The organism is Pseudomonas sp. RW407, assembly GCF_003176655.1.
Lineage (GTDB): Bacteria > Pseudomonadota > Gammaproteobacteria > Pseudomonadales > Pseudomonadaceae > Pseudomonas > Pseudomonas delhiensis.
The window spans coordinates 1351646-1374151 of record NZ_QGSL01000106.1; the positions used below are offsets into that span (position 1 = coordinate 1351646).

Annotated in this window: 20 protein-coding genes; 7 read left to right on the plus strand and 13 right to left on the minus strand. The window is 71.1% G+C overall.

Features of this window, described 5'->3' with window-relative positions; all coding sequences use genetic code 11:
• Window positions 1-199 precede the first annotated feature (199 nt).
• The 3 genes from DK254_RS22750 to DK254_RS22760 form a co-directional block, all read right to left on the minus strand.
• Complete coding sequence (locus DK254_RS22750) at window positions 200-2803, minus strand: TonB-dependent receptor (protein WP_109935582.1); 2604 nt, start codon at window positions 2801-2803, stop codon at window positions 200-202.
• Window positions 2804-3042: 239 nt separating this feature from the next.
• Window positions 3043-3792, minus strand: coding sequence for an anti-sigma factor (locus tag DK254_RS22755; RefSeq protein ID WP_109935583.1), 750 nt, complete (start codon window positions 3790-3792; stop codon window positions 3043-3045).
• The gene (locus DK254_RS22760) at window positions 3789-4298 is read right to left on the minus strand and encodes a sigma-70 family RNA polymerase sigma factor (protein ID WP_109935584.1); all 510 of its coding nucleotides are present in this window, start codon (window positions 4296-4298) and stop codon (window positions 3789-3791) included. Before DK254_RS22760 ends, DK254_RS22755 begins: the two co-directional genes overlap by 4 nt.
• A 170-nt stretch (window positions 4299-4468) precedes the next feature.
• Between DK254_RS22760 and DK254_RS22765 the strand changes: the two genes are divergently transcribed.
• The 3 genes from DK254_RS22765 to DK254_RS22775 are packed head-to-tail and all read left to right on the plus strand — an operon-like array spanning window position 4469 to window position 6350.
• Entirely contained in the window at window positions 4469-5530 is a 1062-nt protein-coding gene (locus DK254_RS22765) for a catalase family peroxidase (protein WP_109935585.1), read from the plus strand.
• Window positions 5527-6093 (plus strand): cytochrome b, encoded by a 567-nt coding sequence (locus DK254_RS22770; RefSeq protein ID WP_109935586.1) that lies wholly within the window; start codon window positions 5527-5529, stop codon window positions 6091-6093. Before DK254_RS22765 ends, DK254_RS22770 begins: the two co-directional genes overlap by 4 nt.
• Window positions 6090-6350 (plus strand): DUF2790 domain-containing protein, encoded by a 261-nt coding sequence (locus tag DK254_RS22775; RefSeq protein WP_109935587.1) that lies wholly within the window; start codon window positions 6090-6092, stop codon window positions 6348-6350. The genes DK254_RS22770 and DK254_RS22775 overlap by 4 nt, the downstream gene beginning before the upstream one ends.
• Before the next feature lie 26 nt (window positions 6351-6376).
• Here DK254_RS22775 and DK254_RS22780 read toward each other — a convergent pair whose 3' ends face one another.
• The 6 genes from DK254_RS22780 to DK254_RS22805 form a co-directional block, all read right to left on the minus strand.
• A complete protein-coding gene (locus DK254_RS22780) occupies window positions 6377-7345 on the minus strand; it encodes an HlyD family secretion protein (RefSeq protein ID WP_109935588.1) in 969 nt (322 codons plus the stop codon).
• Between the two features lies 1 nt (window position 7346).
• Window positions 7347-7553, minus strand: coding sequence for a DUF1656 domain-containing protein (locus tag DK254_RS22785; protein ID WP_089392092.1), 207 nt, complete (start codon window positions 7551-7553; stop codon window positions 7347-7349).
• Window positions 7543-9702 carry an FUSC family protein gene (locus DK254_RS22790; protein WP_109935589.1) on the minus strand — a complete coding sequence of 720 codons (2160 nt, stop codon included), beginning with the start codon at window positions 9700-9702 and terminating at the stop codon, window positions 7543-7545. Before DK254_RS22790 ends, DK254_RS22785 begins: the two co-directional genes overlap by 11 nt.
• Before the next feature lie 67 nt (window positions 9703-9769).
• Window positions 9770-10165 (minus strand): OsmC family protein, encoded by a 396-nt coding sequence (locus DK254_RS22795; protein ID WP_109935590.1) that lies wholly within the window; start codon window positions 10163-10165, stop codon window positions 9770-9772.
• A 37-nt stretch (window positions 10166-10202) separates the two neighbouring features.
• Window positions 10203-10400 (minus strand): hypothetical protein, encoded by a 198-nt coding sequence (locus DK254_RS22800; RefSeq protein ID WP_109935591.1) that lies wholly within the window; start codon window positions 10398-10400, stop codon window positions 10203-10205.
• A gap of 59 nt (window positions 10401-10459) precedes the next feature.
• Window positions 10460-11860: an MATE family efflux transporter gene (locus DK254_RS22805; protein WP_109935592.1), complete on the minus strand. Its 1401-nt coding sequence runs from the start codon at window positions 11858-11860 to the stop codon at window positions 10460-10462.
• Window positions 11861-12018: 158 nt separating this feature from the next.
• On the opposite strand from DK254_RS22805, the gene pdxB reads away from it, so the two are divergent.
• Window positions 12019-13167 carry a 4-phosphoerythronate dehydrogenase PdxB gene (gene pdxB, locus DK254_RS22810; RefSeq protein WP_109935593.1) on the plus strand — a complete coding sequence of 383 codons (1149 nt, stop codon included), beginning with the start codon at window positions 12019-12021 and terminating at the stop codon, window positions 13165-13167.
• A gap of 48 nt (window positions 13168-13215) precedes the next feature.
• On the opposite strand, the gene DK254_RS22815 is transcribed toward pdxB, so the two are convergent.
• Entirely contained in the window at window positions 13216-13398 is a 183-nt protein-coding gene (locus DK254_RS22815) for a PA1571 family protein (RefSeq protein WP_089392098.1), read from the minus strand.
• A 192-nt stretch (window positions 13399-13590) separates the two neighbouring features.
• On the opposite strand from DK254_RS22815, the gene DK254_RS22820 reads away from it, so the two are divergent.
• Window positions 13591-14712 (plus strand): ATP-NAD kinase family protein, encoded by a 1122-nt coding sequence (locus DK254_RS22820; protein WP_109935594.1) that lies wholly within the window; start codon window positions 13591-13593, stop codon window positions 14710-14712.
• Here DK254_RS22820 and DK254_RS22825 read toward each other — a convergent pair.
• The 3 genes from DK254_RS22825 to DK254_RS22835 form a co-directional block, all read right to left on the minus strand.
• On the minus strand, window positions 14688-16076 hold the full coding sequence (locus DK254_RS22825; RefSeq protein ID WP_109935595.1) for a PepSY domain-containing protein: 1389 nt from the start codon (window positions 16074-16076) through the stop codon (window positions 14688-14690). The two genes, DK254_RS22820 and DK254_RS22825, sit on opposite strands and share 25 nt — an antisense overlap.
• Before the next feature lie 8 nt (window positions 16077-16084).
• Window positions 16085-18397: a TonB-dependent receptor gene (locus tag DK254_RS22830; RefSeq protein WP_109935596.1), complete on the minus strand. Its 2313-nt coding sequence runs from the start codon at window positions 18395-18397 to the stop codon at window positions 16085-16087.
• Between the two features lie 97 nt (window positions 18398-18494).
• Window positions 18495-18899: a DUF2946 domain-containing protein gene (locus DK254_RS22835; protein ID WP_146219627.1), complete on the minus strand. Its 405-nt coding sequence runs from the start codon at window positions 18897-18899 to the stop codon at window positions 18495-18497.
• A gap of 493 nt (window positions 18900-19392) precedes the next feature.
• Here DK254_RS22835 and DK254_RS22840 point away from each other — a divergent pair, with 493 nt between their 5' ends.
• Window positions 19393-20430 carry an extracellular solute-binding protein gene (locus DK254_RS22840; protein WP_109935598.1) on the plus strand — a complete coding sequence of 346 codons (1038 nt, stop codon included), beginning with the start codon at window positions 19393-19395 and terminating at the stop codon, window positions 20428-20430.
• Window positions 20430-22181: a GGDEF domain-containing protein gene (locus tag DK254_RS22845; RefSeq protein WP_109935599.1), complete on the plus strand. Its 1752-nt coding sequence runs from the start codon at window positions 20430-20432 to the stop codon at window positions 22179-22181. Before DK254_RS22840 ends, DK254_RS22845 begins: the two co-directional genes overlap by 1 nt.
• Window positions 22182-22506 lie beyond the last annotated feature (325 nt).

The window sequence follows — 22506 nt, forward strand, 5'->3', positions numbered from 1 at the left end:
TGAATCCGGAGGTGGGCATGGCGTAGGAGCGGATCTTATCCGCGAATCGTGCCGGTGGTTCCGGCTATCGCGGACAAGGTCCGCTCCTACACCGTCGGTACCCGCAACACCCCGTAGGATGGTGTTGAGCGAAGCGATACCCATCGCCATGACCGCATGGGTTTCGCAAGCTCGACCCATCCTACGAAGAGCGGTTACCTCAGATATCCCACACCAGGTTGAGCGAGAAGTTGCGGCCCGGCTGGGTCAGGCGGTCGAGGTTGGCCGGGGCCAGCACCGCGGCCTCGCCGACGCTGTCGTAGCCGCGCACGTCGTCCCACAGCCAGTACTTCTTGTCGGTGAGGTTGTACACGCCGGCGTTCAGCGTCAGGTCGTCGGTCAGCTTGTAGTAGGCGGTCAGGTCGAGGATGCCGAAGCCGGGGGTCTTGAACTGGCTGCTGGTGCCGTCCGGGGCGTTGAAGGTGGTGTCGTCGACGCGGTCCTTGCGCTTGACCAGGGTCCAGTTCAGCAGGCCGCCGTAGACCTGGCTGGGGGCGTCGTAGCCCAGGCCGAACACGCCGGTCAGCGGGTTGACGCTGTTGATCGGCTCGCCGGTGTCCTTGTTGCGGCCGTAGGCGTAGGCCACCGAGCCCTTGGTGTAGAGGCCCTGGGGCGCGCCGAACGGGGCCAGTTCCAGGCGGCCCTTGAGCTCCACGCCCTTGATGATGGCGTGCTTGATGTTGTTGCTCTGGAAGGTGACCTCGTTGTAGCCGGCGGTGATGGCGTCCTCGTTGATGAAGTCGCGGTACTTGTTGTAGAACACCGAGACGTCGAAGGTGCCGACGTCGAAGGTGCCGCGCAGGCCGGTCTCGTAGCTCTGGCTGCGCTCCGGGTCGAGGTCCGGGTTGGGCTCGACGCGGTAGCCGCTGGTGGGGTTGTCGAAGCGGCCGTACAGGGCCTTGGCGGTCGGGGTGCGGAAGCCCTGGGCGTACTGGCCGTACCACAGGTAGTTGTCGTCGAAGGCGTAGGTCACGCCGAGCTTGGGCGAGAGCTGGTGCCAGGTCTTGTCCTCGCTGCTGACCTCGCCGTCGCCGCTCTGGTCCGCGGTGTTGAGGAACTCCTCGGTGATGTGCGGCTTCAGCCGGGTGTAGTCGTAGCGCAGGCCGGGCAGGAAGGTCCAGGCGTTCCAGCGGATCTCGTCCTGGGCGAACAGGCCGTAGGTGTCGATGGTCGGGTCCGGGAAGTCGCTGCTGCGCGCCAGCACGTCGCTGGCGCTGGTGGCGCCGACGGCGCTGCAGCCGCGGCCCACCGCCAGGCAGGTGCCGTTGCCTTCGCGGTAGCCGGTGACCTTCTGCCGCTTGAGGTTGGTGCCGTAGGTCAGCAGGTGGTCGGTCTGGCCCAGCTCGAAGCTCTTGTCCAGCTGCAGGTCGAACACCCACAGGCGTTCCTTGTAGAGGGTGTCGCGGGTGCGCAGGACCTGGCGGGTGATGGGGTAGTAGAACTCCTCGGTGCCCTGTTCGGTCTTCGCCACCTGGTAGTTGAAGGTCCACTTGGCGTGGTCGGCCAGCGCGCTGTCGAGCAGGAACTGGTGGTCCAGGCCGAAGCGCTCGCGGGTGATGGTGTCGTTGGCCTTGCGCCACTGGTACATGCCGCCGGGCAGCACGCTGTCGGGGATGGTCGGCGCGCCGTTGAAGTAGGGGCCGCCATAGGCGCTCTTCTGGTCGGAGTCGACGTCGTCCTTGTAGTGCTCGTAGGTCAGGCCGAAGCGCGAGCCCTCGGCGTAGTTCCAGCCCAGCTTGGCCAGCACGTTGGTGGTGCGCACGTCCTCGGGGTTGGCCTCGGTGCGGGAGAGGCCGGTGCCGCCGTGGCTGCCGTAGGACTCGGTCTCGTGGCCGTTGCGCTGGCTGACGTGGAGCAGGGCGTCGAAGTCGTCGTGGCGGCCGGCGACGGTGGCGGAGGTCAGCCAGCTGTCGTCGGCCGAGCTGTAGCCGGCCTTCAGGCGCGCGCCGACGTCCTTGCCGTCCTTGATGATGTCGTCCGGGTCGAGGGTGAAGTAGCTCACCGCGCCGCCGATGGCGTTGCTGCCGTACAGCGCCGAGGCCGGGCCGCGGAGGATTTCCACGCGCTTGACGATCTCCGGGTCGACGTAGTTGCGCTCGGTCTGGGCATAGGGGCCGTTGAAGAAGGAGCCGGGGATCTCGACGCCGTCGACCTGCGTCAGCACGCGGTCGCCGTCGATGCCGCGGATGTTATAGCCGGTGATGCCGGAGCGCTGGCCGGTGCCGCCGACGCTGACGCCCGGTTCGTCGTGCACCAGGTCCTTGATGCTGTTGACGTTGTTGCGGTCCAGGTCGGTGCGGCTGCGCACGCTGACGCTGTTCGGCACCTCGTTGACGTTCTGCGCCTGGCGGGTGGCGGTGACGGTCTGCGGCTGCAGCTCGATGGCGCGGGCGCCCGGGGTGCGGAACAGCACGACGTTGCGTTCGGAGACCTGGCGGTAGTCCAGGCCGCTGCCGGCCAGCAGGCGCTTGAGCGCCTGCTCGGCGCCCAGGCGGCCGGTGACGCCGGGGGAGGTGACGCCGCTGGCCAGTTCCGCCGGCAGGGCCACCTGCCAGCCGGTGACCGAGCTGAAGGCGTTCAGCGCGCCGGCCAGCGGCTGGCGCTCGATGGCGAAGCGGTAGCCGGCCTGGGCCTGGCTGCTGGGTTCGGCGGCCTGGGCGCTGACGGCGGGCACGGCGGCCAGGGCGATGGACAGTGCCAGCAACGAAAGGCTGGCCGGTGCGCGCAGGCGATGCAGGGTGGAGCGTCGGGCGTGAGGGATCATCGAGGGCTCTCTTCTGAGTGTCGTCGCATTAAAAATGCGAATCAGTTGCATTGGCATCTGACGAAACGATCGAGGCCTCGGGATCGCGTAAAAATAATTTTTGGGGAATCGGGAGCCCGACCGTAGGGCGGATAACCGTTCGCGGTTATCCGCCGTTGGCCCATGCACCGAGGCCCACGAACGGCGGCGGATAACGCCGTAGGCGTTATGCGCCCTACGAGTTCGCGGGCAGGCGGGGTTCAGAACCCCAGCAACTGCCCCACCTGGTCCCCTTGCGGGTTGTCGCTGCGGCTCACCAGCGCGTAGTTGTAGTCGCCCTGGCTCCAGTAGCGCGTCAGCAGCTCGCCGTCCTGCCGCTGGCCGTGGGGCAGCAGGAGGTGGCCGGGGCCCGGCGGGCGGATGAAGAAGCTCAGGCGGTGGCCCTGGGTGTCTTCGTATATCACCAGCGCCGCCGCGCCCTGCTCGGTGGCCAGCAGGCGCGCACCGACGGTGCGCAGGCCCAGGCGGTCGAGGTCGGACGGCAGGCTGGCGTTCTCCAGGTAGCGGCCGAGCCAGTTGCGCACGTTCTCGCCGGCCCGGGTGTCCAGCGGCGCGCTGCTGCCGTTGGCGGCGAACAGGCGGTAGGCCTGCACCGCGTCCTCCATCGGCTTGCCGTGCCGGACCAGGCTCATCTCGCGGGCCTGCCAGCCGCCCAGGCTGCCCACGCCCAGGGCCACCAGCAGGCCGGCGGCGACGGCCAGGCGGGCGTGGCGGCGTTCGCGCAGGCGGCGGCGGATGTGCGCCGGGTCCAGCGCCGCGCCGGCCGGCGGCAGGGGGCGGCTGGCCAGGGCGGCGCGCAGGTGCTGGGCGTCCTGTTTCCAGCCTTCGACGCGGCGGGCGTCCTGCGGGTGGCTGGCCAGCCAGGCCTCGATCCACTGCCGGCGCTCGGCGTCCAGCTGGCCGTCGACGTAGGCGTGCAGGTCGCTTTCGGTAGGAGTCAGTTCGCTCATTTGAGTACCCGTAGGGAAGGGGCGCCGCCACTGCCTTCGCTGAGCGCGCGCAGGGCCTGGCGTGCGCGCGACAGGCGCGACATCACGGTGCCGATGGGGATCTGCAGGGCTTCGCCGACCTCGCGGTAGCTCAGCCCCTCGACGCTGACCAGGGTGAGCAGGGCGCGCTGTTCGGCCGGCAGGCGTTCGAAGGCCTCCAGGGTGGACTGGGCGCTGACGATGTCCTCGGTGGAGGGGCTGTGTTCGTCCGTGCCGCCGAACAGCGAGAGGATGCGCGCATAGCGGCGGGCGCGGCGCTGGCCGTCGACGAACAGGCGGTAGAGGATGGCGAACAGCCAGGCGCGCAGGTCGCCGTCGCCGCGCTTGCCGCCCCAGGCCGACAGGGCCTTTTCCAGGGTGGCCTGGACCAGGTCGTCGGCGCTGGCCGCGTGGCGCGTCAGGGAGAGCGCGAAGCGCCGCAGGCGCGGCAGCAGTTCGCGCAGTTGCTGGTCATCCAGTTCGTTCATCGCACCGCGGCCGTCGGCCGTCTCCGTGGTTCGTCGAGCCCGTGGGACGAACCTGAGGGCAGTTTATTCCACCGTCGATCGGCCTTGCGGTGAATTTTCCGTGCCGGGAATAACCGGGCGCCTGGGGCGTCGTACGGGCTCATCGAACGCAGCCCAACGAGGACGCCCCCATGACCCAACCCGACTCGGCGCCGCCGAACCTGCCCCTGCGCCTGGCGGCCATCGCCCTGGCGGTGGGCGGCCTGGCCGCCGCCTTCGCCTACGCCGCCGGCTGGATCGGCCCGCAGCGCCTGACCCCGGCGCGCCTGGTGGACAGCCTGGAGCGCAACGCCGGCGTCTACCCGGCCTACCGCCGCAACCACGCCAAGGGCCTGTGCGTGGTCGGCCATTTCGACAGCAACGGCGCCGGCGGCGAAGTTTCCCGCGCCGCGGTGTTCGCCCCGGGCAGCGTGCCGGTGGTGGGGCGCCTGGCCATCCCCGGCGGCAACCCGGCCGCCAGCGACGGCGCGGCGCCGATCCGCAGCCTGGCCCTGCGCTTCCTGCCCGGGCACGGCGGCGAATGGCGCACCGGCATGAACGCCATGCCGGTGTTCGTGGTGAACAGCGTGCAGGGTTTCTACGCGCTGCAACAGGCCTCGCAGCCGCAGCCGGGCAGCGGCAAGCCCGACCCGGCGAAGCTGGCCGCGTTCTTCCAGGCGCACCCGGAGACCGCCGCCTTCCGCGAATGGGTGAAGAGTTCCACACCCTCGTCCAGCTACGCCAACAGCGCCTACTACGGCCTCAATGCCTTCCTCCTGGTGGACGGGCAGGGCCGCGAGCACCCGGTGCGCTGGTCGGTGCAGCCGGAGGCGCCGTACCAGCCGATCAGCGCCGAGCAGCGCGGCGAGGCCGACTTCCTCGCTGCCGAGCTGCAGCAGCGCCTGGCCCAGGGGCCGCTCAAGTGGCGCCTGCAGCTGACCCTCGGCGAGCCCGGCGACTCCACCGCCGACGCCACCCGCGCCTGGCCGGCGCAGCGCCGCAGCATCGATGCCGGCGAGCTGGTCATCGAACGCGCGCTGCCCGAGCAGGGCGGGCCCTGCCAGGACGTCAACTACGACCCGCTGGTGCTCCCCGATGGCATCCGCGCCTCCGACGACCCGCTGCTGAGCGCGCGCTCGGCGGCCTATTCGGAGTCCTTCAACCGCCGTACCCGCGAACAGGCCGCCCTGCCGGCCAAGGAGCCGCAGCCGTGAACGCCGAACCCCGCTACTTCCCCTTGCCGTTGCGCATCCTGCACTGGCTGATGGCGCCGCTGGTGATCGCCATGCTGCTGATCGGCCTGGCCATGGTCGCCAGCGCATCGCCCGCCCACGCCACCCTGGTGGCGATCCACAAGCCCCTGGGTGCGGCCCTGCTGGTGCTGGTGCTGCTGCGCCTGGCCATCCGCCTGAGCGGCCGGGTGCCGCCGCTGCCGCGGGCGATGCCGCACTGGCAGCAGCGCCTGGCCCATGCCTCGCACTACCTGCTGTACGCGCTGCTGATCCTGCAGCCGCTGGTGGGCTGGACCATGCAGTCGGCCGGCGGCTACCCGGTGGTGCTGTTCGAAGGCCACGAGCTGCCGGCCCTGGTCGATCCGTCGGTGTGGCTGCACAGCGTGCTGCGCAGCGCCCACAGCCTGATCGCCTACCTGCTGATGGCGACCATCCTGCTGCACCTGGCGGCCGCCCTGTTCCATGGCCTGGTGCGCCGCGACGCGGTGCTGCCCAGCATGACCGGCGGTCGCTTGCCGACCGCCGCCCCGGGAGAACGTCCATGAGCATCCGCCCCCTCAAGCCCCTCCTGCTCGCCCTGGCCCTGGCCGCCACCCCGGCCGCCTTCGCCAGCGAGGCCGGCGACCCGCCGGCCGAGGACTACCGCTACGGCAGCCGCCCGGACATCGCCGAGGTGCTGCGCCCGGCGGACCTGGATTTCTGCGGCATCCGCGAGGTGGAGACGCTCTACCTCGACCACCACGGGCAGAAGCACCTGATGCGCTACCCGGTCTGGGGCCAGGGCTGCCCGAGCGAGAACTGACGGCAGCCCCCCGTGCCGGCCCGCGTTCACTGCCGTTGCGTGCTGCCTTCGACCACGGTGACGGTGGCGGTGGTGCCGGCGCGCAGGCGGTCGCGGCCGGCGTAGGCCGGGTCCACGGCGATGCGCACCGGGATGCGCTGGGCCAGCTTGACCCAGGTGTAGCTGGGGTTGATGTTGGCCAGCAGGCGGTTGCCGGGGGCGTTCTCGCGGTCGGTGATGGCGAAGGCGATGCTCTGCACCCGGCCTTCGAAGCGCTCGCCGCTCATCAGTTCGATGCGCACCCGGTCGCCCTCGTGGATGCGCGGCAGCTTGGTTTCCTCGAAGTAGCCGCCGACGTAGAAGGAGTCGCTGTCCACCAGCGCCAGCAGCGGCGCGCCGGCGCTGGCGAAGTCGCCGGCGCGGGTCAGCAGGTTGGTCACGTAGCCGTTCACCGGGGCGTAGACGCGGGTTCGCTCCAGGTCCACCCGGGCCTGCTGCAGGGCGGTCTCGGCGAGGTGCACCTGGGCCTCGGCCAGGCCCAGGTTGGCCTGCTCGCGCACCAGCTGGGCCTGCGCCACCGAGACGTCGGTGTTGGCCTTCTCCCATTCCTCGGCGGAGATCGCCGAGCGCGCCTTGAGCGCGCGGCGGCGGTATTCCTCGCTCTGCCGCTGGCGCAGCAGCGCCTGGTTGGCGGCGATGGAGGCCTGGGACTGGCCGAGCGCGGCCCTGGCCACCGCCACCGCGCGCTCGGCGTGCTGCACCGCCAGGGCGTAGCGCTCGGGATCGATGCGCAGCAGCAGGTCGCCCTTGTTCACGTGCTGGTTGTCCTGCACGCGCAGCTCGACGATGCGCCCGGAGACGTCCGCCGCCAGGCTCACCACGTCGGCGCGCACACGGGCGTCGCGGGTCCAGGGCGCGCGGGTGTAGTAGCTCCAGGCGTAGCTGCCCAGGACCACGGCCAGCAGCACCACGGCCAGGGTGAGGAGCGGCGGCAACAGCTTGCGTAGCGAATCCATGTCAGTGCAGCGCTCCCATCAGCAGGACCAGGCCGGCGCAGAGGCAGGCGTAGAGGGCGCCCTCGAACAGCGCCTCGTGCCACACCAGGCGCATCACGCCGATGCGCCGCAGCAGCCAGTCGAGGGCGATGAACAGGGGCAGGGCGAGGATCAGCGCCTGGGCGACGGGGGGCAGGTAGACGCCGCCGATCTCGAAGTCAGTGGGCATGCAGGTTCTCCCGCGTGGCTTGCAGGGGGGACGGGGGTTCGCCGAGCAGGTCGCGGTAGCGCTCCAGCAGGGCTGCGGCGATCAGTAGCGACACGGCGCTGGCGAACAGTGGCCGCAGGGCCAGGCCGGGGGCGGTTTCGCGTTCGGCGTGGAAGGCGTCCAGGCGCTCGCTCAGGCCGCGCAGGCGCGGCAGCAGCTCGTCCAGGCCACGGCGTGGCGGTTGCGCCAGCGCCTCGGCGAGGTCGTCCAGGCACTGCGCCAGGGGCGCGCGGAAGTCCGCCGGCAGCCCCGGGGCCAGGGCCTCGCGGCGCAGCTGGTGCAGCACCACGCCGAGGGTCATGCACGCCAGGGTGCACTCGAAGCGCCGTGCCGACAGCGCCTCGCGCGCCGCCGGCAGCAGCCCGAGCATGTTCGCCAGGCGGTCCACCAGGCGGCTCTCGAAACTGAAGCGGTGCGCCTCGTCGGGCCGGGCCAGCAGCACCTGGCGTACCTCCTCGCGGCTCTGCAGGAACAGCCGGCGGATGCGCGCGTCCGGGGCGAAGGGGAAGATGCAGGCGTAGGCCAGCAGCGACAGGCCGGTGGCGAAGGCGTAGCCGCCGGCGAACTCGAACCACTGGATGGCGTCGTTGAACCAGACGCCCTGGTTCTGCGGCCCGACCATGAGGAAGCTGGTCAGCCCCAGGCCGATGGCGATGCCGGCGGTCTGCGGGCTGTACAGGCCGATGGCGACCAGGTACAGCAGCGGCGCGAGCAGCAGCGCCAGCATCTCGAAGTCGGCCACCGTCGGCAGCCCGAGGAACAGCAGCAGCGCCGAGGCCAGGAAGGCCAGCAGCAGGCCGCGCAGGTAGTTCTGGCAGGCCGCCAGCGGCCGCGGGAAGGTGGCCAGCAGGGAGCAGAGGATGGCCACCAGGATCAGCCCGCCGCGGGCGCCGTCCCAGGCCGTCTCGATCCACACCAGCGCGCCCAGGCTCAGCGCCAGGAAGGCGCGCGCCCCGTTCATCAGCGCCAGGCGGTAGTCCAGGTGCAGGGCCTGGGCGCGGCCCTGGTGCACCGCGCAACTGCCCGGGCGGCCCTCGCGGATGGCCTCGGCCAGCTCCAGCATTTCGTCCAGCTGCTGCATCAGCCGCGCCTGCTCGTAGCGCAGGCCCCAGGCCAGCGAACGCAGGGCGGCGGGCAGGCCGTCGGCGAGCTGCTCGACTTCGCTGGCGGCGTTGTCGAAGCGCCGGCGCAGCCGGGTGATGCGCTTGCGGCTGGCGGCGGGCAGGGCGTTGCCGTGGCGCGCCAGCTCTTCCAGGCAGGCCAGCTCGTCCTCGCGCAGGCGCTGCACGGCCGGCGGCAGCGGGCCGTCCAGGCGCTGCAGGACGAGCGTGCGCTGGCGGTGCAGGATGGCCAGGCGCGAGGTCATCAGCACCAGCTGGTTGCCCAGCAGCTGCACCAGGCCGTCGACGCTGCGCAGGCGCGGGGCGTCGAAGTAGAGGTGGCGGCGCAAGCCTTCCAGGGCGCCGATCTCGCCCAGCAGCTGCATCTGCCGGCGGCGGAAGTCTTCCTCCGGTTCCTGCGCGCGCACCGCCGCGGCGGCATGCACGGCGATCAGCCGCAGCAGCACGTCGACCTTGGCGAAGTAGCCGCGCGCCACGCCTTCGGGGCGGGCGAAGAACAGGCTGACCAGGGTCACGCAGGCCACCCCCAGCAGCGTCTCGGTGACCCGCGTGATGGCCAGGCCGTAGGTGCCCTGCGGGTCGGGCTGGGCCAGCAGCGCCACTATCACCGCGGTGAAACCGGCGAGCACGAAGGCATGGGAATGGGTGTAGCGCAGCAGGGTGCCGCCGGCGGTGCACAGCCCCAGCCACAGCGCCAGGGTGAGCAGGAAGGGCAGCGGCGCCTGGGGGAACAGCGCCATGACGCCCACCGCCACCGCGCCGCCGAGGGTGGTGCCCAGCACCTGGGCGAAGCTCTTCTGCAGGGTCATGCCGGCCAGCGGCTGGCTGATGATGACCACCGTCATGCTCGCCCACTTGGGTTGGTCGAGGTCGAGCAGGAAGGCCAGGTACAGCGTCAGCAGCCCGGCCAGCACGGTGCGCAGGGCGAACAGCAGGCTGTCGGCCGTGGGCTGCAGCAGGGCGCGGAGGTAGACGAGCAGGGGTTGCATGCCGGCTCCGGGGCGGCTGGGGAACCCCCTTCAGTCTGGCCCAGGCGGCGGATTTTGCCGGCCGGCTTCAGCGCAGCCGGCTGTCGATGTGGATTTCGCCGCTGAGCAGCTTGTGCACCGGGCAGGCGTTGGCGATCTCCAGCAGGCGCTGGCGCTGGGCGTCGTCCAGCGCGCCGTTCAGGCCGATGTCGCGGGTGATACGGCTGTTGCCGGGCTTCTCCTGGCTCAGTGCGAGCTGCACCTGGATGCCGTCCAGCGGCCACTGCTTGCGCCGCGCGTACATGGCCAGGGTGATGGCGGTGCAGGCGCCCAGGGACGACAGCAGCAGTTGGAAGGGCGCCGGCCCCTGGTTGCCGCCGCCCAGCTCGGCGGGCTCGTCGGCCAGCCATTGGTGCAGGCCGTCGGACAGGCTGACCTGGTAGGGAATGCCGGCGTGGCTGGCGGTGACGGGGGCGTCGCTCATGGCAAGGCTCCTTGGCCTGGATGGGTGGCCTGGGAGTCTAACCGCCCAGCGCCTCGGCGCGCAGTGCGTTGAAAGTAGCCTCTACCTCGTCGTTGGGACGGCCCAGCCCCGCCAGCAGCGAGGCGCGTGCCGTGTCTACCTTTTGTTGCAGATACTCGTCGTATTCGTCGAGCCGCGTCTGCTCGGTTGGTGGTGCAGCAACGGCGGGCGATTCGGCCTTCGTCTTTGCGTTCATCGCTCATTTCCAGGTGGGCCAGGAAGCGTTCGCATTCTGCCTGGTAGCTAGCTGCGCTGTCAGGCCCCCCGCACCTGCTGCAAGCGGATATGCCGCCGCGCGCTGCGCGCCAGGCGGATGCCCAGCAGGATGGCCGCGCAGGTCAGGCCGACGATCAGCCCCTCCCACAGCCCGCGCGGGCCGGTGGGTGGCTGGAACCAGTCGGTGAGGCCGAGGCTGTAGCCCACCGGCAGGCCGATGCCCCAGTAGGCGAACAGGGTGATGATCATGGTCGCGCGGGTGTCCTGGTAGCCGCGCAGGGCGCCGGCGGCGGTGACCTGCAGGCCGTCGGAGAACTGGAACAGCGCCGAGTACACCAGCAGCGCGGCGGCCAGGGCCAGCACCTCGGGGTCGCGGGTGTAGAGCGCGGCGATGTGCTCGCGGAACAGCAGCATGGCGCTGGCCGAGATGGCCGCCCAGGCCAGCGCCGTGGCCATCCCGGTGCCGGCGGAGAAGCGCGCGTCGCGCGAGCGGCTGGCGCCCAGGGCCTGGCCGACGCGCACGGTCACCGCCATGGCCAGGGCGTAGGGGATCATGAAGGCCAGGGCGCTGATGTTCAGGGCGATCTGGTGGCCGGCCACGACCTTCTCGCCCAGCTCGCCGATCAGCAGGGCGATCACCGAGAAGATGCTCGACTCGGCGAAGATGGCGATGCCGATGGGCAGGCCGACGCTGACCAGGGCGCCGATCACCTTGCGGTCGGGCCGCTCCCAGCGGGCGAACAGGGCGCTGGGCTTGTACACCCGGGCGCTGTTCACCCACACCAGCATGCCCAGCAGCATGAACCACATCACCGTGCCGGTGGCCCAGCCGCAGCCGGCGCCGCCCAGGGCGGGGAAGCCCAGGTGGCCGTAGATCAGCACGTAGTTCAGCGGGATGTTCAGCAGCAGCCCGCAGATGCCCAGCACCATGCTCGGCCGGGTGCGCCCCAGGCCGTCGCTGAAGCAGCGCAACACGTGGTACAGGGCCACCGCCGGCAGGCCGCAGGCGATGCCGCGCAGGTAGAAGCGGCTGGGCTCGATCAGCGCCTGCTCGACCTTCATCGCCCGCAGGATGGGCTCGGAGAGGAACCACAGCGCGGCCGCCGCCAGCGGCCCCACCAGCAGCGCCAGCCACAGCGCCTGGCGCACCAGCGGGCCAGTGCCGGGCTGGTCGCCGGCGCCGAAGCGCTGGGCGACCTTGGCGGTGGTGGCCAGCAGGGTGCCGGTCATCAGCAGGAACACCGGAATCCAGATGGAGTTGCCCAGGGCCACTGCGGCCAGGTCGCGCGGGCCGACGCGGCCGGCCATGACGGCGTCGACGAAGCCCATGGCGGTGGTGGCCAGCTGGGCGATCATGATGGGCGCGGCGAGGGTGAGCAGCTCCCTGAGTTCGGTGGCGATGCGCCGTCCGCGCGAGACGGGCTGGGCAATGGCAGTCACGGCTGTCCTTGGCTGAGCGTACGTTGGCAAGCCGGCCAGTCTATCGCCTGACGCCATGGTCAGGAAAGCGCCGCGCACGCGGGCCGCGACCCCCGGCCGTGGCGCTGGTAAAGTGACGGGAATCATCCGTAGGCGCTTTCCTCACAGGAGCTTTGCCCATGCGCATCCTTGCCGACGAGAACATTCCCCTGGCCGAGGCTTTCTTCGGCGCCCAGGGCGACATCCGCCGCGTCCCCGGGCGCGCCATCGACCGCGCCGCCCTGGGCGACGCCGAGGTGCTGCTGGTGCGCTCGGTGACCCAGGTCGACCGCGAGCTGCTGGAAGGCAGCGCGGTGCGCTTCGTCGGCACCTGCACCATCGGCACCGACCACCTGGACCTGGCCTACTTCGCCGAGGCCGGCATCGCCTGGTCCAGCGCCCCGGGCTGCAACGCCCGCGGCGTGGTGGACTGGGTGCTGGGCAGCCTGCTGGCGCTGGCCGAGGCCCACGGCGCGGACCTGGCCAGGCGCCGCTACGGCGTGGTCGGCGCTGGCCAGGTCGGCGGGCGCCTGGTGGACGTGCTGCGCGGCCTGGGCTGGGACGTGCGGGTGTGCGACCCGCCGCGGCAGGCCGCCGAGGGCGGCGATTTCGTCAGCCTGGAGGAGATCGTCCACGAATGCGACGTGATCAGCCTGCACACGCCGCTGACCAGCATGGGCGCGCACATGACCCGCCACCTGATCGACGCCGAGCGCCTGGCCCACCTGCGCCCCGGCGCCTGGCTGCTCAACGCCAGCCGCGGCGCGGTGGTGGACAACCTGGCGCTGCGCCAGCGCCTGGAGAGCGGCGCCAACCTCGATGTGGCGCTGGACGTGTGGGAGGGCGAGCCCCAGGCCGACCCCGAGCTGGCCCAGCTGTGCCGCATCGCCACTCCGCACATCGCCGGCTACAGCCTGGACGGCAAGCTGCGCGGCACCGCGCAGATCTACGAGGCCTTCTGCACCTGGCGCGGCATCGAGCCCAGCGTGCAGCTGGACGACCTGCTGCCGGCGCAATGGCTGATGGAACTGGGCCTGGGCGAGGACTGCGCGCCGGACTGGGCGCTGGGCCTGCTGTGCCGCGCGGTGTACGACCCGCGTGGCGACGACGCGGCCTTCCGGCGTAGCCTGGTGGGCAGCGCCGAAGCGCGCCGCGAGGCCTTCGATGCGCTGCGCAAGCACTACCCGCCGCGCCGCGAGATCACCGGCCTGTGGGTGGACATCCAGGGCGAGGCGCCGGCGCTGGAACGCCTGGTGCGGGCGCTGGGCGCCAACCGGGTGGGCGAGTAGGCGAGACGGGGAAGAGGGCCCGCCGCGGGCGCGGCGGGCCGGAGGGGCTCAGCGCGCGCGCTTTTGCACGCAGCTGCCCTCCAGTTCGCGGCAGGCGCGCTGGATCATGTCTTCGGTGATGGGTATCTCGCGGCCCTGGGCGTCGATGATCGAGCCGCCCACCGGCTGGTCCGGGGTCGGCCGCGGGGGTTCGCGACGTGGGGCGTTGTCGTGGGTCGGGTGCGAGCTCATGGCCAAACTCCTCATCGAAAGCTGCTGCAGTCTAGGCAGAATCACATGAAGTCCCGGTGACAGCGCAGCGCACGCCGGGCGAAACGACCGCCATGGCCGCGGGCGCAAGCCGGGCGGCGGGGCGGTGAATGCTTGTTATGAGCCGGTCCCTCCCGGACCTGGTATCCGTGGGAAAGTCCTTTGAGGTTGAGTATGGACGGATTTCACCTGGGCCTGATCGTCAATCCGCTGGCCGGTATCGGCGGCGCCGCCGCGCTCAAGGGCAGCGATGGCGTCGCCGAACGGGCCCTGGCGCTGGGGGCCGCGCCGCGCGCGGCCGAGCGTACCCGCCAGGCCCTGGAGGTGCTGCTGCCGCTGCGCGAGCGCCTGCGCTGGCTGACCTTCCCGGGGCCGATGGGCGGCGACCTGCTGGCCGAGCTGGGCTTTCATTTCGAGGTGATTGGCGAGCTGGCGGACGAGCAGACCAGCGCCGAGGACACCCGGCGTGCCGTGACCCTGCTGCAGGACGCCGGGGTGGCGCTGATCCTCTTCGCCGGCGGCGACGGCACCGCCCGCGACGTCGCCGCGGTGGCGCGCGAGGGCCAGCCGGTGCTGGGCATCCCGGCCGGGGTGAAGATCCATTCCGGGGTCTACGCGGTCAGCCCGCGGGCGGCCGGCGAGCTGGCCCGGCGCCTGGTGGAGGGCGGCCTGGTGCGCCTGGCCCAGGGCGAGGTGCGCGACCTCGACGAGGCGGCGCTGCGCGAGGGCAGGGTGGCGGCGCGCTGGTACGCCGAGCTGACGGTGCCGGAGGAAGGCCGCTTCATGCAGCACGTGAAGCAGGCCGGGGTGGAGACCGAGGAGCTGGTGCTGGCCGACATCGCCGACTGGCTGCGCGACACCTGGGAGGACGGCGTGCGCTACGTCTTCGGCCCCGGCTCGACGCTGCACGGCCTGGCCCGCGAGCTGGGCCTGGAGACCACGCTGCTGGGCGTGGACGTGATCGAGAACGGCGAGGTGATCGCCCGCGACGTCACCGAGCAGCAATTGTTCGAACTGGTGGACGACTACCCCAGCTGGCTGCTGGTGACGGTGATCGGCGGCCAGGGCCACGTGATCGGCCGCGGCAACCAGCAGATCAGCCCGCGGGTGCTGCGCGCCATCGGCCTGGAACGCCTGCGGGTGGTGGCCACCAAGCGCAAGCTCGGCACCCTGGAGGGCCGGCCGCTGCTGGTGGACAGCGGCGACCCGCAGCTGGACGCGAGCTTCCCCGACGTGCTGCGGGTCTGGGCCGGCTACAAGGAAGAGCTACTCTACCCGTTGGCCGAGGCGCTGTAGCCGCCCAGGCCGAGGAAGCGGGCGAGCGGGGCGATGCGCGACAGCAGGCAGCGCTCCAGCAGCCAGACGAGCAGCAGCGACGCCCCCAGCAGCGGCAGGTACAGCCCCAGCAGCACCAGCACGGTGAGGGCCAGCGCCGGGTAGCGCGCCCCCGCCATGGCCGCCGGCGCGCCCAGCACGCCCCGGGGCCGGCGCCGCCACCAGAGCACCAGGGCGCTGAGCGCCAGGCAGACCAGCCCCAGGGTGGTGAACAGGCCGAGCAGTTGATTGGCCACGCCGAACAGCTGGCCCTCGTGGGCCGCCACGCCATAGCCGATGACGCGGTCCAGCAGCGGCCGCTGGGCGAAGTCCACGCGCTCGAGCACTTCACCGGTCTGCGCGTCCAGCACCAGGTTGACGCGCTGCGGGCGGTTGGCCGCGTCCGAACGCGCCGTCCACCGCGGCGCCATGGCCGAGGGCGGCGCCAGCAGCACGGGGTAGGGCAGGTCCAGCGCCTGCACGGTCGGCAGCATGCGGTCCAGGGCGGTGTAGTCCGGTGCCGGCGGCGGCATGCCGGGCATGGCGTGGTGCATCATGCCCGGCATGTTGGCGTGCTCGTCCGCCGGGGCGCTGTTCTGCGCACGGCGCTGGGCCATTTCCGAGGCGCGGCCGGTGGTCCAGTCCTGTTGCACCGTCTGCCTGGCCACCCATTGGCGGACGTCCTTGAGCGCACCGCCCCAGAAGGTCGCCCAGGGCAGGCCGCTGAGGATCAGCAGCAGGGCGAACAGCGACACCCAGAACCCGGTCACCCCGTGCAGGTCGCGCCAGAACAGCCGCCCGCGCTGGCCCAGGCGCGGGTAGAGCACCCCGCCCAGGCGCGTGCCGCGCGGCCACCAGAGGTACAGGCCGGTCACCAGCAACAGCACCGTCCAGCAGGCGGCCAGCTCCACCAGGTAGGAACCGGTGCTGCCCATCAGCAACTCGCCGTGCAGGTGGAACAGCTGGCGGCTGAAGCGCTGGTCCTCGGCCACCCGGTGCAGCACCCGGGCATCGGTCGGGTCGACGTAGACGCGGTACAGCCCCTCGCCGCTGCCGACCAGCACCTGCGCCGCATCGCGCGGGCCATCCGGCAACTGGTAGGCGTTCAGTCGCGCGCCGGGCACCGCGGCCAGGGCTGCGCGCACCTGTTCGCTGACCGGCAGCCGCGCGGCGCTGGCGTCCACCTGGTTGTAGGGGCTGTCGAGCAGGGCGTCGATCTGCGGGCGGAACAGGTAGATGGAGCCGGTGAGCGACAGGGCGAGGATGAACGGGATGCAGAACAGGCCTGCATAGAAGTGCCAGCGCCAGATCAGGCGGTACAGCGCGGCGCGGTTGGCTGGTTGCATGGCGGGCCTCAGTAGTCGTAGCTCAGGCCGAGGAAGGCCGTGCGCTGCGGGTAGGGGTGGCTGACGTAGTACTTCTCGTTGCCCAGGTTGTCGATGCCGGCCGAGGCGGTGAGGTGCTCGTCGATGCGGTAGCTGGCCTTGACGTCGAACACGCTGTAGCGGCTGATGCCGCCGTAGGTGTCGTGGTTGTCGTCGGTGTTCAGCAGGGTGCCGTAGGCGGCGCTGGAATAGCGGTAGCCCAGGGCATAGGTCAGGCGCGAATCCTGGTGGTAGACCGCGGACAGGCGCGCCCGCCAGCGCGGGATGCGCGGGTAGTCGTTGCCCTCGGCGGCGGGGGTCAGCTGGTCCTCGAGGATTTTCGCCTGGGTCCAGGTCAGGCTGGCGGACAGGTCCAGGCCGGGCAGGCCGACGTCCCTGGCGTCCAGCGCGCTCTCGATGCCGCGCAGGCGCGCGCGGTCGATGTTGGCGATGCGGGTGACGTTGGGGCTGACGCTGGTGTCGGTCTGCGAGAACAGCGCGTCGTGGCGTTCTTCCTGGAACAGCGAGACGCGCAGCAGGTAGCGGTCCCAGCCGTACTGGGTGGTCCAGTCGAAGGAACGCACGTCCTCGGGTTTCAGGTCCGGGTTGTTCTGCACCAGCTGGGTGCCGCTGCTGATCTGCTGGAACAGCTCGCCCACGGTTGGGTAGCGCACCGCGCGGCCGTAGGAGAAGCGTGTCTGCAGGGCGTCGGTGATGTCGAAGGCCAGCGCCGCCTTGGGCGAGATGTCGTTGCGCTGCTGGTCGTCGTAGTGGGCCACCTGGGGCGTGGTGGTGACGTCGCGGTTGAAGCCGTCGAAGGCTTCCCAGTGCTCGGCGCGGGCGCCCAGGGTCAGCGTCCAGCGCGGGGCGAACTTCCAGGCGTCCTGCAGGTACAGCGCCTGGGTGCGCGTCTCGCCGCCGGAGGCCGCGACCTTGGCGCCGTCGCCGCCGGACTTCCAGTCGTCCAGCTGGTAGGTGCGCTGCTTCAGTTGGTAGTCGTCGATGTGGTAGCCGAAGGTCAGCTCGTGCGCATCGGGGCGCCAGGTGCCGCGCAGCTCGCCGGTCTGCCAGCCGGTGCCGTCCTGCACCTGGCGGGTGCCGGCCAGGCTCTGGCCGTAGTTGGAGGCGGTGCGGGTGGCCGAATCCAGGTAGCGGTAGTCGCTGACCGAGGCCTGCCAGTCGAAGGGCCCGCCGCTGTGGCTGGCCAGCGACAGGCCGTTGAGCAGGTGCAGCTCGTCGGTGCGGCTGGGGTTGAGGCCGGAGACCTTGTACGACTGCCCGTCGATGTTGACCGTGCCGTTGTACAGGGTGCGCCCGCTGGCGTCCTTGAGGTAGCTGTCGACGCCGGTGTGGGAGTCGTTGGACCACAGGCCCAGGGTGTAGATCGCGGTCACGTCCGAATCGAAGTCCCAGCCCAGCTTGAGCTTGCCCTGGTCCTGCAGGCTGTGGTCGATGGAGTAGCCGCCGAACACCAGGCGCTGTTTGCCGTTCTGGTCGCTGTCCGAGTGCGCGCCGCTGGCGCTGGGCGCGCCGGCTACCGGGGCCTTGCTCGACAGGCCGGCGGTGGAATAGCTCATCGGCTGGCCCTGGCTGTCCAGGTGGTCGTAGGACACCCATACCGACAGCGGCCCGCGGCGGTCGCCGGCGGCCAGGCTGATGTCGCCGGTGCCATAGTCGTCATGGCTGCCGTAGAGGTCGAAGTCCTGCCGCGAGCCGGTGACCGAGGCGTGGAATTCCGGGCGCGTGGGCATGCGCGTCTCCAGGGTCACCACGCCGCCCAGGGAGTTGCCCGGGTAGAGCGCGCTGAACGGGCCGTAGAGCACGTCCACCCGGGAAATCTCGGCGGGCGCCACCAGGCCCCAGCGCGGCGGGAAGCCGTAGCTGTTGCCGAGCAGGTTGGAGAGCAGCAGGTCGTCGGCGTAGACCAGCGACTGCGCGCTGGAGATGGTGCCGGTGGTGCGGGTGGCGAGGATGCCGTTGCGGTCGCCGATGTAGCGCTCGCGCACCTCGAGGCTGGGCAGGTATTTCAGGGCCTGGGCGGAGGTCACCAGGTTGGTGCTCTCGCGCAGTTGTTCGGCCGTGCGGCTCTCGACCACGGCGGGGGCGCTGGCCAGGGCGGTGGGCAGCGGCTGCTGGCCTTCGGCGCTGACCACCACGTCGGCCAGGCGGGTGGGGGCGTCGCCGTCGGCGGCGGTTTCGGCGTGGGCCGGCAGCAGCAGGCTGCCGGCCAGGCCGCAGAGCAGGGTGCGGGCGGCCGGGGGCTTCAGTGCGTAGGCAACGCACCGGCGCAGGGATGTGGACATCCGGATGATCCTTGTTCAGGACGACGGGAGCGCGGCCAGGCGTGCGCGCAGGGGCACGCACGCGCGGGGCGCGGGTTCGGGGTGTCGTGGAACGGGATCAGGCCAGGGGCGGGCCGCGCGGACGGACGTCCAGCAGGTGCAGGAAGGGCGGGAGGGGCAGCGCCGGCGGCGGCGCCTGGGCGTTGACCGGCCCCAACGCCGGGGCCATGGCAATGGCCCAGAGCAGCGCCGGGCTGTCGTGCAGCAGGGTGCAGTAGCCGCAGGCCGGGTCGAGGCTGTTGTGGACCATGCCGCCGTGGTCGTCGGCCGGGGCCTGCTGCATGGCCCCATGGTCCATGGGCATCTGCCCCATGTCATGGGCGGAGCACCAGGCGCCCTGCGGCGGCGAGGCGTGCTCGACGGCCTCGAGGGTGCGCGAGAAGGTCGGGGCGAACAGCAGCAGCCCGAGGGCCATGACGGCCAGCCAGGAGGCGAGGCGGTACTGTGCTGAATGACGGCGCAAGCGGCAGCGTCCCGATCGGTGGGCCGGATTGGGGCCGATATGCTGCCATGGTTGGGGCGTGGGGGAAAGGCGGAGCGGAGCGTGCAGGGTGTCGTTGGCCAACCGTAGGGCGAATAACCGTTCGCGGTTATCCGCCGCCGGCCCGAACAGCGGTGTCCGGGGCCATTGGCGGATAACGCCGTAGGCGTTATGCGCCCTACGGGGAACCCGGGAGCTTCGCGGTCGCGCGTCGCGCCGAACGGTTGGGGAGGGTCAGGGAGCGAGTGGCGAGTCCGGAGTCATCCGGAGACGCCAGCTACCCCTCACGCCCCTCCGCCCGACAAACAGCGAGCCGAATCCGCGCCGCCTCCCTTGCGTGGCGCGGCAATACTGTCATGCTGTCATCATTGGCTTCGGCGGCCCCGGCCGCCGTGCCTTTCGGGGAAGCGAGCATAATGACGGCGCCACACCCGCCTCGTCGCCGGGCGGTGGTGGTGTCTACCAGGGCGGGGCTATGCGCGACATCGGCAGTTGGCTGTTGGCAGTGATTCTGGCGGGGCTGACGGCCCAGGCGCTGGCTCAGGACGAGCGGACCTTGCACGTGCTCGCCTGGCCCGGCTATGCCGACGCCGACGTGGTGAAGGCCTTCGAGCGGCGCGAAGGGGCCCGGGTGGCGGTGACCTTCGTGGATTCCGACGAGGCCCTGTGGGATCGCCTGCATGCCCAGGGCGGACGGCTGTTCGACGTGGTCGCCGCCAATACCGCGGAAATCCAGCGCTACCAGCGCGCCGGGCTGCTGCAGCCGCTGGACCTGGCGGCCATTCCCAACACCCGCCGGCAGCAGCCGCGCTTCCGTGACCTGGCCGGCATCGGCGGGCTGGTCGCCGAGGGGCAGGTCTACGCCATTCCCTACACCTACGCCGCCATCGGGCTGATCTACGACCGCCGCCAGGTGCCGCAGCCGCCCCGCAGCATGGCCGAGCTGTGGAACCCGCGCTACCAGGGCAAGGTGCTGGCCTTCAACAGCGCCCAGCACAACTTCTCCTTCACCGCGCTGAGCCTGGGCCTGCCCGACCCCTTCCACCTCGACGCCCGGCAGACGCGGCGCGTAGCCCTGCGCCTGGTGGAGCTGCGACGCAACCTGCTGGCCTACTACAGCCTGCCCGAGGAGGCCACCGCCCTGTTCGTGCAGCACCGTGCGGCGCTGATGTTCGCCAACTATGGCGCCCAGCAACTGACGCAGCTGCGCCAGGCCGGCGCCGACGTCGGCTACGCCATCCCCGAGGAGGGAGCGTTGGCCTGGCTGGACTGTTGGGCGGTGACCCGTAGCGCCGGCGACCGGGCCCTGGCCCAGGCGTGGATCGACTACATGCTGGAACCCTCGGTCAGCGCGCTGCTGACCCAGCGCCAGGGCCTGGACAACACCCTGGGCGCAGCGGCCGCGCCGGATACCGGGGCACGCCTGTACTGGCTGCAGCCGGTGGAGGACGTGGGCCGCCGCGAGGCGCTGTGGAGCCGCATCGTCTCCGGCGACCGGGCGGAGCGCTTCTGATGCGCCTGGGGATCATCGCCAAGCTCAGCATCCTCCTGGCCTGCATCGGTATCCTGTCCTCCGGCGTCACCGGCTACTACGCCTACACGGCCAACCGCCAGTTGCTGACCAACGAGGCCGAGCGCAACCTGCTGACGTCCACCCAACTGCTCGCCCAGCGCTTCAGCTCGCTGCTGGACGACATCGGCGCCGACGCCCTGACCCTGGCCAACATGCCCTCGGCGCCCAAGGTGGCCGCGCCGCCCGGCAACGTGGTGGACCTGGTGGCGCAGGAGCGCCTGGCCGGCGTGTTCGCTACCTTCATGCGCCTGCACCCGCAGTATTCCCAGGTACGCCTGATCGGCCGCCAGGAGCATGGCCTGGAAGTGCTGCGCTACGACCGCGACGGCCAGCGCGTGCTGCGCGTGGACGGCGAGCAGTTGCAGGAGAAGGGGCACTTCCCCTACGTCTTCGAGAGCCTGGCGCTGGCGCCGGGGCAGGTGTTCGTCTCGCCGATCACGGTCAACCACGAGCAGGGCGCCCACGCCGCCGACGGCGCACCGACGCTGCGCGTGGCCACCCCGGTGCCCGGTGGCGCAGGTGGCAACGAAGGCGTGGTGGTGATCAACGTCGACCTGAAGAAATTCCTCGACCAGTTGGTGGCCGACCTGCCGCAGGGCCTGGAGCTGTACCTGACCAACGAGTGGGGCGACTTCCTGGTGCACCCGGACCCGGCCATGACCTTCGGCTTCGACAAGGGCCGGCGCATCCTGGTGCAGGACAGCTTCGTCGAGACCCGCGGGCTGTTCGAGGGCGCCGGCAGCGTGCTGGTCAACGACCTGCAGGGCGCGCACCGCGAGCACGGGCGGATCATGGCCTTCGTGCGCAAGCCCTTCGGGCTGCCCGGCCAGGGGCATTTCGTGGTGCTCGGCCTGGCCCGGCCGCTGGACGAGGTGCTGGCCAGCGGCCGGCCGCTGGGCCTGAGCATCATCCAGATGGTGCTGGTGTTCAGCCTGCTGGCCACCGCCCTGGCGGTGCTCTTCGCCCGTGCGCTGACGCGCCCGCTGCAGATGCTGATCCATGCCGCGGTGCGCTTCCAGGCCGAGCACAGCCTGGCCGCCGAGCTGCCGCTGCAGCGCCAGGACGAGATCGGCCTGCTGGCACGCGGCTTCGACCAGCTGCGCAAGGAGCTCAAGGCGCGCATGGAGGCGATGAGCCGCAGCCAGCAGGAGCTGCAGCACCTGGCCAACCACGATTCGCTGACCGGCCTGCCCAACCGCATGCAGTTCTTCGCGCAGCTGGAACAGGCCATCGCCCAGGTGGCCGCCAGCCACGAGCAGCTGGCACTGCTGTTCATCGACCTGGACTACTTCAAGCGCATCAACGACGAGATGGGCCACGCCGCCGGCGACGAGGTGCTGACCATCATCGCCCGCCGCCTGCGCCACGCGGTGCGCGACCACGACCTGGTGGCGCGCCTGGGCGGCGACGAGTTCGTGGTGCTGCTGCGCGGGCCGGGCATCGCCGGCACCGCCTCGGCCGTGGCGCGCAAGATTCTCGCCACCCTCGGCGAGAAGCTGCTGCTGCAGGGCGCGGTGGTGCAGGTGGGGGCCAGCATCGGCATCGCCCTCTATCCCGACGACGGCAACAGCGCCGAGGAACTGCTGCTGCGCGCCGACGGCGCCATGTACCGGGCCAAGGTCGAGGGCCGGCGCAGCTTCGCCTGCCAGCAGGGTGGCGGCCTGGAGATCGACCGGCACCCGGAGGTCTAGTCATTCCCGCGAACGAGGGTAATCGCGGACAGAGTCCTACAATTTGCCGTGAAGCACGGGCTCTCCGTAGGAGCGGACTCTGTCCGCGATTTGGCGGATAACGCCGTAGGCGTTATGCGCCCTACGAACTATCGCGAACACGGGGAACCAGGGTTCGCGAGCAAGCTCGCTCCTACGAAAAGCAAAAGCGGCTCTTGCTCTGGCGTTTGGGATTTCCAGAGATACCTCCGCGCGCACCGGAACGCCCCTTCAGAAGGCCGAGCGAAACCGGCGCTCAGGAGGTCATGCGACATGGATGTCGCGAGAGCCCCGATCAGCACAGGGA

Bases quoted from the DNA above. Each gene is read 5' to 3' on its own strand.
- DK254_RS22750 (WP_109935582.1), bottom strand. From the start codon at position 2,803: ATGATCCCTCACGCCCGACGCTCCACCCTGCATCGCCTGCGCGCACCG.
- DK254_RS22755 (WP_109935583.1), bottom strand. From the start codon at position 3,792: ATGAGCGAACTGACTCCTACCGAAAGCGACCTGCACGCCTACGTCGAC.
- DK254_RS22760 (WP_109935584.1), bottom strand. From the start codon at position 4,298: ATGAACGAACTGGATGACCAGCAACTGCGCGAACTGCTGCCGCGCCTG.
- DK254_RS22765 (WP_109935585.1), top strand. From the start codon at position 4,469: ATGACCCAACCCGACTCGGCGCCGCCGAACCTGCCCCTGCGCCTGGCG.
- DK254_RS22775 (WP_109935587.1), top strand. From the start codon at position 6,090: ATGAGCATCCGCCCCCTCAAGCCCCTCCTGCTCGCCCTGGCCCTGGCC.
- DK254_RS22780 (WP_109935588.1), bottom strand. From the start codon at position 7,345: ATGGATTCGCTACGCAAGCTGTTGCCGCCGCTCCTCACCCTGGCCGTG.
- DK254_RS22785 (WP_089392092.1), bottom strand. From the start codon at position 7,553: ATGCCCACTGACTTCGAGATCGGCGGCGTCTACCTGCCCCCCGTCGCC.
- DK254_RS22790 (WP_109935589.1), bottom strand. From the start codon at position 9,702: ATGCAACCCCTGCTCGTCTACCTCCGCGCCCTGCTGCAGCCCACGGCC.
- DK254_RS22795 (WP_109935590.1), bottom strand. From the start codon at position 10,165: ATGAGCGACGCCCCCGTCACCGCCAGCCACGCCGGCATTCCCTACCAG.
- DK254_RS22800 (WP_109935591.1), bottom strand. From the start codon at position 10,400: ATGAACGCAAAGACGAAGGCCGAATCGCCCGCCGTTGCTGCACCACCA.
- pdxB (WP_109935593.1), top strand. From the start codon at position 12,019: ATGCGCATCCTTGCCGACGAGAACATTCCCCTGGCCGAGGCTTTCTTC.
- DK254_RS22815 (WP_089392098.1), bottom strand. From the start codon at position 13,398: ATGAGCTCGCACCCGACCCACGACAACGCCCCACGTCGCGAACCCCCG.
- DK254_RS22820 (WP_109935594.1), top strand. From the start codon at position 13,591: ATGGACGGATTTCACCTGGGCCTGATCGTCAATCCGCTGGCCGGTATC.
- DK254_RS22825 (WP_109935595.1), bottom strand. From the start codon at position 16,076: ATGCAACCAGCCAACCGCGCCGCGCTGTACCGCCTGATCTGGCGCTGG.
- DK254_RS22830 (WP_109935596.1), bottom strand. From the start codon at position 18,397: ATGTCCACATCCCTGCGCCGGTGCGTTGCCTACGCACTGAAGCCCCCG.
- DK254_RS22840 (WP_109935598.1), top strand. From the start codon at position 19,393: ATGCGCGACATCGGCAGTTGGCTGTTGGCAGTGATTCTGGCGGGGCTG.
- DK254_RS22845 (WP_109935599.1), top strand. From the start codon at position 20,430: ATGCGCCTGGGGATCATCGCCAAGCTCAGCATCCTCCTGGCCTGCATC.